This is a genomic window from Streptomyces rishiriensis (assembly GCF_003112535.1).
GTDB lineage: Bacteria > Actinomycetota > Actinomycetes > Streptomycetales > Streptomycetaceae > Streptomyces > Streptomyces rishiriensis.
Map to the genome: position 1 here is coordinate 18662 of NZ_BEWA01000039.1, position 15115 is coordinate 33776.

Consider the following 15115-nt stretch of genomic DNA (forward strand, 5'->3'; position numbering starts at 1 on the left):
CGTGTGAAACAGCGACGTAATACGGGGCGGCCTTTAGCGTCTGCCTTCCTCGACCTCCGAGGTGAGGAAAGGAGACAGCCTCAGATGGCTTCGCGAAATGATGTCGCGGTGAGCCCGGGCGCCGGAAACGTCGGCCGGGACAGCGCGCGAGTCGAGATTTCAGGACTCACCAAACGATTTCTGACTCCCGCGGGTGAGGTGTTCACGGCGCTGGAGGACGTCTCCTTCACCGTGGAGCCGGGCCAGTTCTGCGCGGTGGTGGGCCCGACGGGCTGCGGCAAGTCGACGACGCTGAGCATGGTGTCCGGGCTCGACCGGCCCAGCGAGGGCTCGGTCACAGTCGGCGGCCGTGAAGTGGACGGCGTCGCCGACGGCGTCAGCTTCATGTTCCAGACCGACGCGCTGCTGCCCTGGAAGACCGTCCTCGGCAACGTCCTGATGGGCCCGGTCTTCCGCGGCGTCCCGAAGCAGCAGGCACAGGCGTCGGCACGCGACTGGCTGCGCCGGGTGGGTCTGACGGGGTTCGAGGACCGATACCCGCACCAGCTCTCCGGCGGTATGCGCAAGCGCGTGGCGATGGCCGCGGCGCTGATCAACGAGCCCAAGATCCTGATCATGGACGAACCGTTCGGCGCCCTGGACGTGCAGACCAAGGCGATCATGTCGACCGAACTGCTCGGCCTGTGGGAGCAGATCCGTCCGTCGGTCATCTTCATCACCCACGACCTCGACGAGGCCGTGGCACTGGCCGACCGGGTCGTCGTCATGACGTCCAGCCCCGGGTCGGTCAAGGCGGTCTTCGACATCGATCTGCCGCGCCCGCGCGGCGCGGTCCAGGAGATCCGCTTCCAGCCCCGGTTCATCGACCTTCAGCACCAGATCTGGGAAACGCTGCGCGAGGAGGTGGAGCGCGCCTACGCCCGCACCGCAGGAGGTACGGCATGAGCACGACGTCCGCAGTTTCCGCCACGCTGGTCAAGGGCGGCGCACCGTCCTCGGCCGCCGCCACCGCGAAGCGGGCCGCCCGGCGGCGCACCGCGCTGGTGTGGGCGGCCCGGGTCGGCCTCGCGGCCGTCGTCATCGGCGGCTGGCAGGCGTTCACCACCTGGGGCATCGTCGACCCGTTCTTCTTCGGGCAGCCGTCCGGCATCGCCAGACGGCTGGTCGACCTCTTCCGGAACGGCACCGAGTTCGGGTCCTTCTACGCCAACATCTGGACCACGATCCAGGAGGCGCTCGCGGGCTTCGCCCTCGGGGCGGTCACCGGCGTGGTCTTCGGCGTCACGCTCGGCCAGAGCCGCTTCCTCGCCGACGTGCTCGGACCGTACATCAAGATGGTCAACGCGATTCCGCGGATCGTTCTCGGCTCGATCTTCATCGTCGCCTTCGGCATCGGCGTGCTGCCGAAGATCCTGCTCGCCGCGGTGCTGGTGTTCTTCATCGTCTTCTTCAACGCCTTCCAGGGCGTGCGCGAGGTCGACCGCAACATCCTCGCCAACGCGAAGGTGCTCGGCGCCTCGCAGATGCAGATCACCCGGCATGTCATCGTGCCGTCCGCGCTCACCTGGATCATCGCCAGCCTGCACAGCGCCTTCGGCTTCGCCATCGTCGGCGCGCTGGTCGGCGAGGTGCTCGGCGCGCAGAGCGGCCTCGGCCTGGTCATCAAGACCGCGCAGAACAACTTCGATCCCGACGGTGTGTTCGCCACGATGCTCGTCATCTCGGTCATCGTGCTCGGCGCCGAGTGGTTCATCGGCAAGCTCGAACACCGGCTGCTGTCCTGGCGCCCACCGGCGCCGTCCGAGGCCAACTCCCTCTGAGATCCCCGGCACCTCCCGCTACTTCATCGCAGCTTTCAGCAAAGGAATGTGGTCAGCCATGTCCAGACGACCCGTCGCCGTCGCCGCGTCCGTCCTCACCGTCCTCGCCCTCGGCGCGGTCAGCGCCTGTTCCGCCAACTCGTCCGCCTCGACCGGCGGTTCGGGTTCCGTACCGACCGTCAAGCTCATGGCCGGCGGCCTCGACAAGCAGATCTACCTGCCGTACCAGCTCGCCCAGCAGCTCGGCTTCTACAAGAAGTACGGCGTCGACGTCCAGCTGAGCACCGAGCAGGACGGCGGTGTCGGCGCCGAGGAAGCCATGGCCTCGGGGCAGGTGGACATGGCGGGCGCCTGGTACAACCACACGATCGAGTTCCAGGCGAAGGGCAAGGCGGTCGAGGACGTCGTCCAGCTCTCCGGCGCGCCGGGCGAGCGCGAGATGTGCACCACGAAGTCGGGCGTCCACTCGGGCGCCGACTTCAAGGGAAAGACCCTCGGCGTCACCGACCTGGGGTCGGGCACCGACACTCTCACCCAGTTCCTGGCCGCCAAGAAGGGCGTCAAGACCAGCGAGTTCCACCGGATCGGGGTCGGTGCGGGCTCCACCGCCATCGCCGCGCTGCAGAAAGGCAAGGTCGACTGCGTCATGACGACGCAGCCGACGGTGGCCGCGATCCAGAAGAAGGGCGTCGGTACCTCCGCGATCGATCTGGCCACCACCGCCGGCGCCACGGCGGCGATGGGCGGCGCCTTTCCCGCGGCCAGTGTGCTCGCCCGCACCGACTGGGTGAACGCGCACAAGGCCACGGTGCAGAAGGTCGTCGACGCTCTGGTGGCCACCATGCACTGGATCAACACCCACAGCGCGGCCGACATCGCGAACAAGCTGCCGGCGTCGTACGTCTCGAACCAGTTGGTGACCAAGGCCGACTACATCGCGGCCCTGACCGAGGACAAGGGCCAGTTCCTCCCCGACGGCCTGATGCCGGCCGGCGGTCCGAAGACCTCTCTGGCCACCGAGAAACTGGTCGGCAACGTGAAGTCGTCGGTGGACCTCAGCAAGACGTTCACCAATGACTTCGCCGTCCAGGCCAACAAGACCGAGGGCTTCAAGACCACCACGACCCCGGCCGGACCGAACGGCTGAGCCCGCACCGCTCATGGCCGGGGCCGCTCGGGTGACTTTCACCCGGGCGGCCCGGCCATGAGCGCGTCCTGGCGCCCGCCGCTCCTCGGTTCAGTCCTCGTCGGGCCGGGCGGCGTCCGGCCCGACGATCATGCGCATGGTCGTCGGCTTCCCCGCGCCGTCGGGCCCCGGGAAGCCGGTCACCGTGCCGGGCTGCACCACGAAGTCCAGCCCGTCGACGGCCGACTTCTCGCCGTACCTTGGAACTTCGTCGCGCAGTCCCCGGTACCGCGCAAGGAGGCGACGTCCACGCCGCGGGCCCCGTGGTGTCCGGTCAGAATCACAGGGCGGAGCGGCGGGCCAGCACCGCCAGCACCAGCAGGCCGGGGAGCAGTGGCAGCCAGGCCGTCAGCATGCGGTAGCCGAAGACCGCCGACAGGGCCGCCGCCCCGGGCGTCCCGGCCGCGGTGAGCGTCAGCACGAGCGCGGCGTCCAGTGAGCCCAGACCGCCCGGGGTGGGCAGCAGTACGGCGGCGCCGCTGGCGAGCAGGTACGCCAGCAGGACGTGACCGGCGGGCACGGGCACGTCCAGTGCCCGGACCACGGCGATCAGCACGGCGGCGTGCAGCAGGGCGAAGCCGAGGGAGCCGCCCCACAGGGCGCAGGCCCTGGCCCTGCGGCCGTGCACTGCCCGCAGGTCGGCCAGGACCCGGCCGGCCGCGCGCCCCACACCGCGGCGCGCCGGTCCGCTCAGTGCCACGGCGGTGGCGACCGCGGCGGCGCAGCCGACCACCGAGAGCATGACGCAGGCGCGTGGGAGGGCCGGCGAAAGCCGCTGGGCCCGCGGCGAGGCCAGGAGCAGCGCGACGGCGAGCGCGAAGCGGACCAGCCCGCCGACGGCGGCCTTGACCGCGAGCGCGGTCGCCGACCGGGCGGTGGACAGCCCGCAGCGGGTGAGGAACCGCAGGTTGACCGCGCTCGCGCCGACCCCGGCAGGCAGCAGGTGATTGGCCGCGCACGCCGCGAACTGTGCCGCCACGAGCTGCCCGGCAGGCAGCCGCTCGGCCACCGCTCCCTGCTGGGCGACGGCCGCGCACACCCACGTCGCGAGAGCGGCCGCCCCGGCCGCCAGCAGCCAGGCGCGATCGGCGACGGCAAGCCGGTCGGCGCTGGCGTCCACCGCGTGCCGGTGTGCGGCGAGCACCCAGACGGCCGCCCCCAGCACGACCGCGGTGACGGCGAGCTGCCAGGACCGGCGCAGGCCGAGGGACGGCGGAACACCGGTGGCGCTCACTTCCGCCCTCCCGGCGTCACGCCGGGTGCGACGTACACGCGCAGGCCGGCCACCTCGTGCGGGGTCCAGGAAAGGGCGTATCCGGGCGGACTGCCGCCCGGTGCCACGAGGGTGGCGACGGGCAGCCGACGGGCGGTTCGCCGGATGTCGGCCGCCGTGGTGTTGGCGTCGTGGCCGCCGGTCGCCGCGGATGCGCAGCCCGCGTAGTAGGCGATCGGGACGTAGTCCCCTCCCGTCACCAGGCAGGGCGGGCGGACCCCCAGTCGGTGCAGTCCGGCGGCGACGGCCGCCCACTCACGATGGGCTGCCGTGGTGCGCCGCACGGTGTGCTCCAGCACCGCGAACTGCACGGCCAGGTGCCCGACCAGAGCGAGGGTCAGCAGCACCAGGGTCAAGGGCCGGCGGATCCGCCCGGGTACCCGGGCCAGGCGTACCAGAAGATCGGCGACCGGAAGGGCGAGCAGCGCATAGGCGGGCAGCAGGAAGCGGGGTGCCGCGTAGCCGATCAGGAAGAGGTACGGGAAGGCCGCCGAGGCGGCGCAGGCCAGCGGAACGATCGTGGCGGCGGGGCGCCGGGCGCGGACGGCCACCCCGGCCGCGAGGGCGGCGAGCAGTGGCAGGACGCACCACCACAGGGTCACCAGCACATGGGGCGCGGCACTGGTGCAGGGGCGGCACAGCGTACGTCCGCCCAGAGCGCGCAGTTGGTCTCCGACGGCGATGTTCCAGCCGAGTCCGCCCTGGATGCGGGACGCGTCGGACAGGCGTTGCGCCAGTCCGCCGTAGGAGACGTACGCCTCGATCACCCACTCGGCCGCCCCGGCGAGCAGGCCGCCGACCAGCGCCGCCAGCAGCGCGGGGCGCCGCCACCGCCGTACACACACCAGCAGGACGAGCAGGGGCAGGGTCGCCCAGACCGCGTCCGTGGGGCGCATCCACGCCATCAGGGCCGCGCTCAGGCCGACGCCCCACAGAGCCGTGCGGTCGGAGGGGTTCGCCTGCGCACGCAGGAAGCAGCCCGTGCCGGTCAGAGCGCCGACGGCGACCCAGTAGTTGGGCATGGCCTGAGGAGCGTAGAACAGCGTCACCCACAAGGTGGCGAACAGGACGCCCGCGCTCGCGAGCACCCGGGCGGGGAAGATCCCCCGCCATGCGCGAAGCGCGAGGAACAGGGCGAGGCCGGACAGGACCGCCAGGTAGATCCGCAGCACCGCGGTGGACGAGGTCCAGGCGGCGACCGGCGCCACCAGCAGCGGAACGCCACGGGCACGCGGGGCGCTGAAGAACGCGGCCGGCGCGTGTGAGGCGACCTGGCTGACGTAGACGGACTCGTCCCAACCGAGGCCCATTCCCGGTCGTACGAGAAGGAGTTGGGCCAGAGCGAAGGCGCCTGCCACGACCGCGAGCGCTACGTCGCCGCGGGATGGAGGCGCGAAGCGAACGGCCGCAGGCGGGCCGGGCCTGCGCGGCCCGGTCGACGTGGCCGACGCTCTGTCCGTGGCCTGCGGGCCGTTTCTCATCACCCATCCCTTACTCCTACAGGCTGTAGGGCCAGGTCAACCCTACAGGCTGTAGGGTCTGCGCCCGCGCCTTCGGGCCGGCTCACCCCTACAGGCTGTAAGGTCTCACTCATGGCTGGCACGGGCCCGCGGGGCAGAGCCGAACGGCGTAACGCCGGCGAGCTGGAGAGCGAGGTGCTCGCCGCCCTCTGGGCGACCGACCGGGCTCTGACTCCGGCGGAGGTCCAGGCCGAGATCGGCGGCGGTCTCGCCTACAACACCGTGCACACGATCCTCAAGCGCCTGTACGACAAGGGGCTCACCGTGCGGGACGCGGACGGACGGCGCGGCGCGTACCGGCCTGCGAAGAACGCCGCCGAGCTGACCGCCGAGGCCATGCACAAGGCCCTCGACCAGGGCCCGGACCCCATAGCCGCCCTGCAGCAGTTCGTCACCGGACTGAACCCTGAGGAGGAGCGGGCGCTGCGCGACCTGCTGGGCGGCGAGCGATGAGGGTCGACGTCTACACACCGTTCCTGTTGTCCATGCTGCTCGCCGCGGTCAGTCCTCGGGTCGGCCGCCGGGTGGCACCGGCGCTCGCCGCCCGCGTCCTCGCCGGCGCCGCCCTCGTGACCGCGGCGGCGACCGCGTGGTCCCTGCTCCTGCTGGCCGCCACCCTCGTCAGCGCCGCTCCCCCGGTGGTCACCGATGCCCGCGAGGACGGCCGCCCGCTTCCCGAGCCTGTGCCGGAGGCCGTCGCGTTCGCCGCCTGCGCACTGCTCCTGTTCATGGCCCACCGGTTTTTCAGGGCCGCCCGCTCCGAGTACCTCACCCGCCGGGCCCTGCGGCTCCTGTGCGAGGGGCACCCGCCGGACACCGAGCTGATCGTGGCCGCCTCCCCCATCCCCAAGGCGTTCGCCATCCCGGGAAGGGCGGGCTCGCCGGGCCGGATCCTCGTCACCAGCGCGATGCTCGGCGCGCTCTCGGCCGAGGAGCGTCGTGTCCTGCTCTCCCACGAGCGAGCGCACCTGCACCACCGCCACGGACGGCTGTGCACCGCCGTGATCCTGGCCGGGGCGGTCAACCCGTTCCTCGTCCCGGTCCGGCGCACGGTCGTCTTCCTCGTGGAACGCTGGGCCGACGAGCGGGCCGCCGCAGTGGTCGGTGACCGCGCGTGCACCGCCCGTGCTCTGGCCCGGGCAGCGCTCACGGCCGGATGTCAGGAGCCGTCGCACGGACTCGGCTTCACCGACCGCGCGGTCACCCGCCGTATCGCCGCCCTCCAGACCGCCCCGCCCCCGCGACTGTGGGGCCTCGCGGCGACCGTCCTGGCTCTGGGCGCCCTCACCGCGCTGGGCACCGCTGACGCCACCGGTGACCTGGTCCGGCTGCTGGCGCCGATCCTCGCCTGAGTGATCGCATCGGCGTCGGCATCGGCCGTGGGAACGTTCCTCATTCCGCCATCGTCTACAGTGCAGTAGACCGACTACAGAATTGTAGTCAGTTGTCGGGTGCCAGTCTTCCGCCACACCCGACGGTCCGGAAGAAGGATGAAGGGGCTCCCGCCGATGACCACAGCCATGCACCTATCGTCGCAGCTCGCCGTCAACGTGCTGGACGCCCGGTCGCTGCTGTCCGCGTTCGGCGTGCTGGGCGTGGGCGTGGTGCTGTTCGCCGAGACCGGGCTGCTGATCGGTTTCTTCCTGCCGGGCGACTCGTTGCTGTTCACGGCCGGTCTGCTGTGCACGGGCGCCGGCGACCGCGGCCTGAAGCTGTCACTCGGCCCGCTCCTGGTCGCCGCGGCGGTGGGAGCGCTGGCGGGCGCGCAGTGCGGCTACCTGCTGGGCCGCAGAGCGGGCGGCTCACTGCTGGCCCGCAGCCGCTCGGCCCGGCTGCACGAGGGGGCGAAGCGCGCGGAGGAGCTGCTGGAGCGCTACGGGTATGCGAAGGCGATCGTGCTGGCCCGTTTCGTCCCGGTGGTGCGCACGGTCCTGAACCCGATGGCCGGCGCCCTGCGGGTGCCGGTGCGCACCTTCACCGTGTGGCAGGTGGCCGGCGGGCTGGTGTGGAGTCTGGGTCTGACGCTGGCGGGATACGCGCTGGGCTCCTCCGTGCCGAACGTGGACCGCTATCTGCTGCCGATCGTCGCGGTGATCGTGGCCGTGTCGCTGATTCCGGTCGCCTCCGAGGTGTACCGCTCGCACCGGGCCGCGAAGGCGAAGAAGACGGAGGCGGAGGCGAAGGCGAAGACGGAGGAGGCGCGCGGATGATCATCGCCCTCGACGGCTCGTCGGTCGACGGCGAGGCCTACACCGACGTGGTGAACCTGGCCCGACACGCCCCGGGATGGCTGGACGGGGCGGTGTCGGCGTGGTCGACGTACGGGCTCGCCCTGTTCGCGGCCCTCATGGCGTACGGCTGGTGGCGCGCCCGACGGGCGGGCGCCGCCGCGTCGGTGACGGCGCTCGCCGTGCCGTTCGTCGTGGTCGCCGCGTTCGGGGTGGACGCGGCACTGAAGCTGCTGGTGCGCGAGGACCGGCCCTGCCGGAGCCTGCGGGTGGCCACGCTGGAGGCGTGCCCGGCGCCCGGCGACTGGTCCTTCCCCAGCAATCACGCGGCCGTCGCCGCCGCGGCGGCCGTCGCCCTGATCTTCGTCTCCCGCCGGCTCGGCGCGGTCGCCGCGGTGGCCGCCTGCGCGATGGCGGCCTCCCGGCTCTGGGTCGGCGCACACTACCCCCACGACGTGGTGGCAGGGGTCCTGGTGGGCGCGCTCGTCGCCTGGCTCGCGATGTCGGCGCTGCGCAGGCGGGCGGAGACCGCAGCCCTGCGGCTCACGGCCACCCGGCTGCGTCCCCTGCTGGTGGCGCCGTCATGAGGCGGCGCGATGTCGCCGAACTGGCCGGCAGCTGCGGCCTCGGCGCATGGACGGCGTTCGGCGTGCTCACCATGGTCGTGGTGGGCCACGACGGCGTACCGCTGTTCGGGGACGCCGACCTCCACTCGTGGTGCGTCGCCCACCGCCCCGACGTGGCGGTGGCGCTCGCCCGCGGGCTGACCGCAACGGGGACGGGCGTCGTCCCGTTCGTACTGGCCGCGCTGGCCGGGGTCGTCGCGGGACGCACCCTCCGGCAGCGCGTACTCGCCGTCGCGCTCGGTCTGGCCTGCCTCGCGGGAGGCCAGGCACTGCGGTACGCGGTGATGACGCTGGTCGCCCGGCCCCGGCCGCCCCTGACGGACTGGGCGACGCACGCGTCGGGGTGGGCGTTCCCTTCCGGTCACACCACCACGTCGGCCCTCACCGCCGGGCTGCTGATCATCGCCGTCCGCATCCGCGCCCCGCGTGGCAGGACTGTGCTCACCCTGGTCATAGGCGGCTGGGGTGCGCTGGTCGGGATAACGCGCGTCTATCTCGGGGTGCACTGGTTCACCGACGTCGGCGGCGGCTGGCTCTTCGCGCTCGGCTGGCTGGGAATATGCCTGTGCGCCGTGGCCTGGTGGCTTCCCGAGCGTTTGACCCCCGGCATGACGGACGCGGCCACGGAACCAGCGCGCAGGACGGCAGGACCGACGGGCGCGGCAGGAAGCCGAACGGACACGGCACGAGAGCCGAAGGAGTTCCATGCGTCAGACGATCCTGGTCGTCGAGGACGATCACGCCCTGCGTGACGTGCTCATGCGCGGGCTGCGCGACGAGGACTTCGACACCGTGCCCGCGCCGGACGGCGCCACCGCCCTGCGGCTGGCCGGCGCCGACATCTCCGCTGCCGTACTCGACATCGGGCTGCCCGACGCCGACGGGCGGGACGTGTGCCAGGCGATGCGCGCGAACGGATTCCTCTCCCCGGTCATCTTCCTGACCGCCCATCACCGGCTGAACGACCGGCTCTCCGGGTTCTCCGCCGGCGGCGACGACTATCTGCCCAAGCCGTTCCACCTCGCCGAACTCGCGGCCCGCCTGCGAGCAGCCCTCAAACGGGCCGCGCCGCCGCCTGCCGCCACAACAGGAGACCTGGCACTGGACGCCGTCCGGCACGTGGTGAGCGTCCGAGGAACCCAGGTCGATCTGACACCGACCGAGTTCCGTCTCCTGGCCGCGCTCATGGCGGCTTCCGGCGCCATCGTGCGCCGCAGTGACCTGGTCCGGGCAGGCTGGCACGAGGGCGCCCAGGTCCACGACAACACTCTCGACCAGTACCTGACCCGACTGCGCCGCAAGCTGCGCGAGGCCGGCAGCGACCGGACGATCGGCACGACCCGCGGGATCGGCCACCGCCTGTCATGAGCGGTGTCCGCCAGCGGCCGCGACCCGCCGTGACCGCTCTCCTCCGCCTCCTGGCCCCCCGCACGCTGCGCGGCCGGCTCTCCCTGGTGGCCCTCACCACGGCAGCGCTGCTGATGCTGGTCCTCACCGTCGCCTTCAACGCCGTGGCCGGCCGCCGTCTCCAGCACCAGGCGGACGACGAACTGCGCACCCGCGCCGCCGCCGTCGCCACGACTATCGACACCAGCGGCCCGACGGCACGCGTCCTGGAGACCTCCAACGACGAACTCCTCGATGCGCACGTGTGGATCTACGCCGGCCGACGCCTGCTGGAAGAACCGCCGACCGCCGGCCCCCTGACCCGCGTCGCCGACGCACTCGCCGGGCGCGGCGGTCAGCGGTGCGTCACCGCCCAGATGCACGGCCCTTTCCGGCTGTGCTCCCGGCCGGTGTCCGGAAAGCACAGCGAGGCCACAGTGGTCACGGCACTCGACCTCTCGCCCTACCGGAGTTCGGCCGACACCCTGCTCCTGGGCTCACTCGCCCTGGACGCCGTGATGCTCGCCTGCACCTACGCCCTGACCCGGCTGGCGGTCGGCCGTGCTCTGCGTCCCGTCCGCACGATGACCGACCAGGCCACCCAGTGGAGCGCCGTCGCCTCCGAAGAACGCTTCGGCCAGATGCGGCACCCCGTCGAACTCGCCCGCCTCGGTACGTCGTTGGACGCCATTCTCGACCGCATCCGCACCCTCTTGCGCCACGAGCGGCAGCTCACCGGAGAGCTCTCGCACGAGCTGCGCACACCCCTGAGCCGGATCATCGCCGAACTCGACTGGTGGCAGGCACGCCCCCGCACGGACGACCAGACCCACGCCAGCCACAAGGTCATCGCGGAAGCCGCCGAGTCCATGCGCACCATCTGCGACACCCTCCTGGACGACGCCCGTGACGGCTCACCCGCCGCTCCGGGCACCGCCGAGATCCTGCCCACGCTGAAGCGGCTCGCCGAAGTCCTGGACCCCCCACCCCGCTTGACGGTCACCGTCGAGGGGCCGCACCTGGAGGCCGGAGTGCCACCCGCCCTCCTCGAACGCATCGTCAGTCCGCTCCTCGCCAACGCCTGCCGCTACGCCGAATCCCGGGTCGCCGTCCGCGCCCACCGCGCCCCCGACGGCGTGCGCGTCGACGTCGTCGACGACGGACCGGGCGTACCGCCCTCGTTCGCCGGACGGCTCTTCGAGCCCGGCCGACGTGCCGATCCCCGGGACGGACACGACGGAGCGGGCCTGGGGCTGCCGCTGGCGCGACGTCTGGCCCTCGCCGCCGGCGGCGAGGTGGCGTACGACCCGGCCCACACCCCGGGGGCGCGGTTCGTGGTCAGCCTGCCGGCCGGGTGACGGCGGCCGCACTCGGCGCCACCGGCGCATCAGGCCGTGACGTCGCGCCGGCCGTGACGTGACGCTGGACAGAAGGATTCGAAGTCAGCCTCGCCGGAAGCTGTTCGGCGCTACGGCAGTGTGCGGGGCCGGCAGGTCCGGGCCGGGCGCCGGGCGGCCGGTGTCGCGTACCGGCGGGTGCATCCGCGCGACCGGCAGCGCGTCCAGCCCGGCCGCGGAGTGCCACGTCGCGGCGCCGTGTCAGCCGGATCGCCGGACGAAGCCCGCCGCGGTGGATGCGGCTACCGAGGGGGTCGGGCGGTGGCTCGTCCCACGCTCAGCAAGGTGTAGCCGGCGTCGGCCATGGCCTCGGGGTCGAGCAGGTTTCGTCCGTCGAAGAGCACAGGGGTGCGCATGAGCGGCCGCGCCTCCGCCCACTCGGTGTCATGGAGTTGAGGCCATTCGGTGACGACGATGGCCGCGTCGGCGTCGGTCAGGGCGGCGGTGACGGTGCTCCGGCGCTCGGCCTGGTTCCAGGGCTGTGTGTCGGCCGGGCGGGCCATGGGGTCCCAGCAGGTGAGTGCGGCGCCCTCGGCGAGGAGGCGGGAGGCGAGGACGGTGCTGGGCGCCTCGCGCATGTCGTCGGTGCCGGCTTTGAAGGTCATGCCGAGCAGCGCGATGCGTTTGTCGCGCAGGGTGCCGAGCTCGGTCTTGAGGCGTTGGACGGCGCGGCGGGGCTGAAGGTCGTTGACTTCGATGACGGCGTTGAGGAGCTGGAAGGAGTAGCCGGAGTTGCTCGCCATGGCGCGCAGGGCGCGCGAGTCCTTGGGGAAGCAGGAACCGCCGTAGCCGAGCCCTGCGTTGAGGAAGTGGCGGCCCAGGCGGTGGTCGAGTCCGACGGCGTCGGCGACGCGGGTGACGTCGGCGCCGGTCGCCTCGCACACGGTGGCTATCTCGTTGATGAAGGTGATCTTCGTGGCGAGCAGGGCGTTGGAGGCGAGCTTGACCATTTCGGCGGAGGCGACGTCCATGGCCTGTACGGGGCCGTCGATGCCGTTGTGCAGTGCCGTCAGCAGTCGGGCGGTCGCGGCCTCGTCCGTGCCGATGACGATGCGGTCGGGGTGGAAGAAGTCGGTGACGGCCCGGCCTTCGGCGGTGAACTCGGGGTTGGAGGCGTATCCGACGTGGTGCAGGCCCGCCTGGTCCAGGGCGGTGCGGATGCGGGCGCCGGTGCCGACGGGGACGGTGGACTTCACCACGACGGCGGCCAGGTGCGGCGCCTGACGGAGGCTTTCGATGACGGACCACACGCGCGACAGGTCGGCGTCGCCGGAGGCGGTGGGCGGGGTGTCGACGCAGATGTAGGCGATCTGGGCGTCGCGGACCGCTTCGCCGGCGTCGAGCGTGTAGGTGAGCAACTCCTTGTTGTCGGCGAGGAGTTCACCGAGGCCGGGTTCGTAGATGGGCACGTCGCCCGCCTGCAGCAGCCGGATGCGCTCGGGCTGGATGTCGCGGACTGTGACGTGGTGTCCGAGACTGGCGAAACAGGCGGCGGTGACGAGTCCGATGTATCCGGCGCCGAAGACGGCGATGTGACGGGCGCTGCCCTGCATCGAGGGTGCTCCAATGCGGTCAGGAGGCGCGCTGCACAGGAGGAGCCTCAAGGAAGTGTGAATGGCGGAAAGTGTTCGGTGATCACGGCGCCGAGGAAGAGGTCGGCCGTAGGCACGGTCCGTTGCTGCAGGAGCATACGGGTGCGATCAAGGCTCTCACCTGCAGGCCTTGCTTCGTGATCTTCCCGTGACGAAGTTCCCTCTTCAATAAGTTGCATGCTATACACATCACTTACAGGATCTTCACATGGCCTGATCCCAACCATTTCTCATCTCCTGGGGGAGCCATGTCCGGACACGGACAGCTCGCACAGACCGGCATGCCCGCCATCGTCATCGGCGGCATCACCTATCCGCTGGGAGGCTGGATGGTCGCCGCCGCGGTCGCCGTGGTCCTCGGCGCCATCCTCGTCGTGCGCTTCCGCTACCGCACCGGCCTGACGGCCGGCCAGGCCGGCACGCCGAAGAATCGTTCCTTCGACCGTCAGTGAGCACCCGTCACGCCGCAGGACCGGTGCTGAGCGCCCATCAGCACCGGTCCGCGACGGTCCTCATGGGGATCGTCGTCATGCTCGCGGCCGCCGCCTGGGCCGGCTACCACGCACTCAGCGCGTTCGCCCACAACGGGCACAGCCAGAACCGGCTCACCGTCGTGTGGGCCTCCCTCTTCCTGATCTTCCTGCTCCAGACGTTCATGTACCACCTGGAACGCCCGCGGCAGCTCACCGCGCGCAGCGCGCAGCAGCTCGACGCCCTGCACGTGGCGATCCTCATGCCCGTCTACAACGAGGACCCCGGTTACCTCCGGCTCGGCCTCGAGTCGTTCCTGCGCCAGACCCGCAGACCGGACGCGGTGCACATCGTCGACGACGGCTCCACCAACACCGACTACGCCGACGTCCGTCTGTGGTGGGAAGAAGCCGCCCGCCACGCCGGCATCGTCACCACCTGGCAGCGCGTCACCAACGCAGGCAAGCGCCACGCCCAGGCGCACGCCGTCAAGGTCAGCCCCGAAGCCGACGTCTACATCACCTGTGACAGCGACAGCTGCTTCGCCCCCGCCGCCCTCGAACAGGCGCTCATCCCCTTCGCCCGCCCCCGAGTGCAGTCCGTGGCCGGCATCGTCATCGCCACCAACAACCGCGCCAACTGGCTGGTGCGCATCACGGACCTGTGGTTCGTCGTCTGCCAGCTCGTCGACCGCTCCGGCCAGTCGGCGGTCGGCGCCGTCATGGTCAACTCCGGTCCTCTCGCGGCCTACCGGGCCGGGATCATCCGCGACAACCTCGACGGCTACCTCAACGAGACGTTCATGGGACGACCCGTGAACTTCTCCGACGACAGCATGCTCACCCTCTACGCCCAGGAACGCGGACTGACCGTCCAGCAGCCCTCCGCGATCTGCTTCACCGCCATGCCCGAGAAGTGGTCCCACTTCAACCGCATGTACCTGCGCTGGATGCGAGGCTCCGCCATCCGCTCCATCTGGCGGATGCGCTACCTCAGCCCCGCCAGGCCCGCATTCTGGCTGCACACCATGCGCTGGATCCAGATGGTCCTCACCCAGCTGGTCACCCTGTGGATGCTCGCCGTCGAGCCCCTCGCCTACGGCAACCTGCCGCCGACGAGCATGCTGGTCGTGCCGTTCCTCATCGGCTGGGCCCAGGGCCTGCGCTACCTGAGCATCATCCGCTCCGACGAACGCATCCGCTCCCGCGCCCTGACCTGGCTCGCCATGCCGGCCGCCATCCTCCTGGCCTGGACCGTGCTGCGCTGGCTGCGCTGGTACGGCATCGCCACCTGCGCCAAGACCGGCTGGGGAACCCGCCAGAACGGCGCCGAGGTCTCCCTCCCCGAACCGCACACCATCGCAGCCTGAACGACGCGCCGCTCCTCCTCTGCCGGGACAGAGGAGGAGACCGCAGGCCTGAGTGACGTCGTTGCGGTAGTCCCCGTTCAGCAGGACCCAGAGAGCGAACCACACCTCCGCGTAGGACCCATGGCCGCGCTGCGTGCGAAGTCGCGCACTCCGGCGTTCCCGGGCCGCGTCGAGCGACCCCGCCGCTGCTTCCAGTCTAGGGATTGCCTTAGGCCTCAGGGCCCCCAGGCCTCCTGGGACTGACGCA

The 15115-nt window shown here is 71.5% G+C and carries 15 protein-coding genes and 1 pseudogene; 12 read left to right on the forward strand and 4 right to left on the reverse strand.

The window, feature by feature from the left end:
* The first annotated feature begins 84 nt into the window (after nt 1-84).
* From Sri02f_RS39975 to Sri02f_RS39985, 3 genes are read left to right on the forward strand one after another with little or no spacing between them, the layout of a single operon-like run.
* Complete coding sequence (locus Sri02f_RS39975) at nt 85-945, forward strand: ABC transporter ATP-binding protein (RefSeq protein WP_109006204.1); 861 nt, start codon at nt 85-87, stop codon at nt 943-945.
* Nucleotides 942-1820, forward strand: a complete 879-nt coding sequence (locus tag Sri02f_RS39980) for an ABC transporter permease (protein WP_109006205.1) — start codon at nt 942-944, stop codon at nt 1818-1820. Before Sri02f_RS39975 ends, Sri02f_RS39980 begins: the two co-directional genes overlap by 4 nt.
* A gap of 58 nt (nt 1821-1878) precedes the next feature.
* Nucleotides 1879-2967, forward strand: coding sequence for an ABC transporter substrate-binding protein (locus Sri02f_RS39985; RefSeq protein WP_109006206.1), 1089 nt, complete (start codon nt 1879-1881; stop codon nt 2965-2967).
* A gap of 111 nt (nt 2968-3078) precedes the next feature.
* On the opposite strand, the pseudogene Sri02f_RS39990 reads toward Sri02f_RS39985, so the two are convergent.
* The 3 genes and pseudogenes from Sri02f_RS39990 to Sri02f_RS40000 all read right to left on the reverse strand — a co-directional run.
* Nucleotides 3079-3225, reverse strand: a pseudogene (locus tag Sri02f_RS39990) (ABC transporter ATP-binding protein); the annotation flags it as partial.
* A gap of 61 nt (nt 3226-3286) precedes the next feature.
* Nucleotides 3287-4240 (reverse strand): lysylphosphatidylglycerol synthase transmembrane domain-containing protein, encoded by a 954-nt coding sequence (locus Sri02f_RS39995; RefSeq protein ID WP_109006207.1) that lies wholly within the window; start codon nt 4238-4240, stop codon nt 3287-3289.
* Nucleotides 4237-5760 (reverse strand): hypothetical protein, encoded by a 1524-nt coding sequence (locus Sri02f_RS40000; protein WP_109006208.1) that lies wholly within the window; start codon nt 5758-5760, stop codon nt 4237-4239. The genes Sri02f_RS39995 and Sri02f_RS40000 overlap by 4 nt, the downstream gene beginning before the upstream one ends.
* A 111-nt stretch (nt 5761-5871) precedes the next feature.
* Here Sri02f_RS40000 and Sri02f_RS40005 point away from each other — a divergent pair, with 111 nt between their 5' ends.
* The 7 genes from Sri02f_RS40005 to Sri02f_RS40035 all read left to right on the forward strand — a co-directional run bounded on the left by Sri02f_RS40005 (nt 5872) and on the right by Sri02f_RS40035 (nt 11397).
* Nucleotides 5872-6252: a BlaI/MecI/CopY family transcriptional regulator gene (locus Sri02f_RS40005; RefSeq protein ID WP_109006209.1), complete on the forward strand. Its 381-nt coding sequence runs from the start codon at nt 5872-5874 to the stop codon at nt 6250-6252.
* Nucleotides 6249-7151, forward strand: a complete 903-nt coding sequence (locus tag Sri02f_RS40010) for a M48 family metalloprotease (RefSeq protein WP_109006210.1) — start codon at nt 6249-6251, stop codon at nt 7149-7151. Before Sri02f_RS40005 ends, Sri02f_RS40010 begins: the two co-directional genes overlap by 4 nt.
* Before the next feature lie 156 nt (nt 7152-7307).
* On the forward strand, nt 7308-8009 hold the full coding sequence (locus tag Sri02f_RS40015; RefSeq protein WP_167467712.1) for a DedA family protein: 702 nt from the start codon (nt 7308-7310) through the stop codon (nt 8007-8009).
* Nucleotides 8006-8614: a phosphatase PAP2 family protein gene (locus Sri02f_RS40020; protein ID WP_109006212.1), complete on the forward strand. Its 609-nt coding sequence runs from the start codon at nt 8006-8008 to the stop codon at nt 8612-8614. Before Sri02f_RS40015 ends, Sri02f_RS40020 begins: the two co-directional genes overlap by 4 nt.
* Nucleotides 8611-9405, forward strand: coding sequence for a phosphatase PAP2 family protein (locus Sri02f_RS40025; protein ID WP_109006213.1), 795 nt, complete (start codon nt 8611-8613; stop codon nt 9403-9405). Before Sri02f_RS40020 ends, Sri02f_RS40025 begins: the two co-directional genes overlap by 4 nt.
* Nucleotides 9359-10021 (forward strand): response regulator transcription factor, encoded by a 663-nt coding sequence (locus Sri02f_RS40030; protein WP_109006214.1) that lies wholly within the window; start codon nt 9359-9361, stop codon nt 10019-10021. Before Sri02f_RS40025 ends, Sri02f_RS40030 begins: the two co-directional genes overlap by 47 nt.
* Nucleotides 10018-11397, forward strand: a complete 1380-nt coding sequence (locus Sri02f_RS40035; RefSeq protein ID WP_109006215.1) for a sensor histidine kinase — start codon at nt 10018-10020, stop codon at nt 11395-11397. Before Sri02f_RS40030 ends, Sri02f_RS40035 begins: the two co-directional genes overlap by 4 nt.
* A gap of 281 nt (nt 11398-11678) precedes the next feature.
* On the opposite strand, the gene Sri02f_RS40040 is transcribed toward Sri02f_RS40035, so the two are convergent.
* Nucleotides 11679-12989: a UDP-glucose dehydrogenase family protein gene (locus tag Sri02f_RS40040; protein ID WP_109006216.1), complete on the reverse strand. Its 1311-nt coding sequence runs from the start codon at nt 12987-12989 to the stop codon at nt 11679-11681.
* Between the two features lie 287 nt (nt 12990-13276).
* Here Sri02f_RS40040 and Sri02f_RS40045 point away from each other — a divergent pair, with 287 nt between their 5' ends.
* Nucleotides 13277-13480 (forward strand): hypothetical protein, encoded by a 204-nt coding sequence (locus Sri02f_RS40045; RefSeq protein WP_109006217.1) that lies wholly within the window; start codon nt 13277-13279, stop codon nt 13478-13480.
* On the forward strand, nt 13477-14868 hold the full coding sequence (locus tag Sri02f_RS40050) for a glycosyltransferase (protein ID WP_245971015.1): 1392 nt from the start codon (nt 13477-13479) through the stop codon (nt 14866-14868). Before Sri02f_RS40045 ends, Sri02f_RS40050 begins: the two co-directional genes overlap by 4 nt.
* Nucleotides 14869-15115 lie beyond the last annotated feature (247 nt).

What these genes read in the sequence shown, in the direction of transcription:
- Sri02f_RS40005 (WP_109006209.1), top strand. Translation starts at nt 5,872, where the DNA reads ATGGCTGGCACGGGCCCGCGGGGCAGAGCCGAACGGCGTAACGCCGGC.
- Sri02f_RS40025 (WP_109006213.1), top strand. Translation starts at nt 8,611, where the DNA reads ATGAGGCGGCGCGATGTCGCCGAACTGGCCGGCAGCTGCGGCCTCGGC.
- Sri02f_RS39985 (WP_109006206.1), top strand. Translation starts at nt 1,879, where the DNA reads ATGTCCAGACGACCCGTCGCCGTCGCCGCGTCCGTCCTCACCGTCCTC.
- Sri02f_RS39980 (WP_109006205.1), top strand. Translation starts at nt 942, where the DNA reads ATGAGCACGACGTCCGCAGTTTCCGCCACGCTGGTCAAGGGCGGCGCA.
- Sri02f_RS40015 (WP_167467712.1), top strand. Translation starts at nt 7,308, where the DNA reads ATGACCACAGCCATGCACCTATCGTCGCAGCTCGCCGTCAACGTGCTG.
- Sri02f_RS40010 (WP_109006210.1), top strand. Translation starts at nt 6,249, where the DNA reads ATGAGGGTCGACGTCTACACACCGTTCCTGTTGTCCATGCTGCTCGCC.
- Sri02f_RS40020 (WP_109006212.1), top strand. Translation starts at nt 8,006, where the DNA reads ATGATCATCGCCCTCGACGGCTCGTCGGTCGACGGCGAGGCCTACACC.
- Sri02f_RS40000 (WP_109006208.1), bottom strand. Translation starts at nt 5,760, where the DNA reads ATGAGAAACGGCCCGCAGGCCACGGACAGAGCGTCGGCCACGTCGACC.
- Sri02f_RS39975 (WP_109006204.1), top strand. Translation starts at nt 85, where the DNA reads ATGGCTTCGCGAAATGATGTCGCGGTGAGCCCGGGCGCCGGAAACGTC.
- Sri02f_RS40035 (WP_109006215.1), top strand. Translation starts at nt 10,018, where the DNA reads ATGAGCGGTGTCCGCCAGCGGCCGCGACCCGCCGTGACCGCTCTCCTC.
- Sri02f_RS40045 (WP_109006217.1), top strand. Translation starts at nt 13,277, where the DNA reads ATGTCCGGACACGGACAGCTCGCACAGACCGGCATGCCCGCCATCGTC.
- Sri02f_RS40040 (WP_109006216.1), bottom strand. Translation starts at nt 12,989, where the DNA reads ATGCAGGGCAGCGCCCGTCACATCGCCGTCTTCGGCGCCGGATACATC.
- Sri02f_RS40030 (WP_109006214.1), top strand. Translation starts at nt 9,359, where the DNA reads ATGCGTCAGACGATCCTGGTCGTCGAGGACGATCACGCCCTGCGTGAC.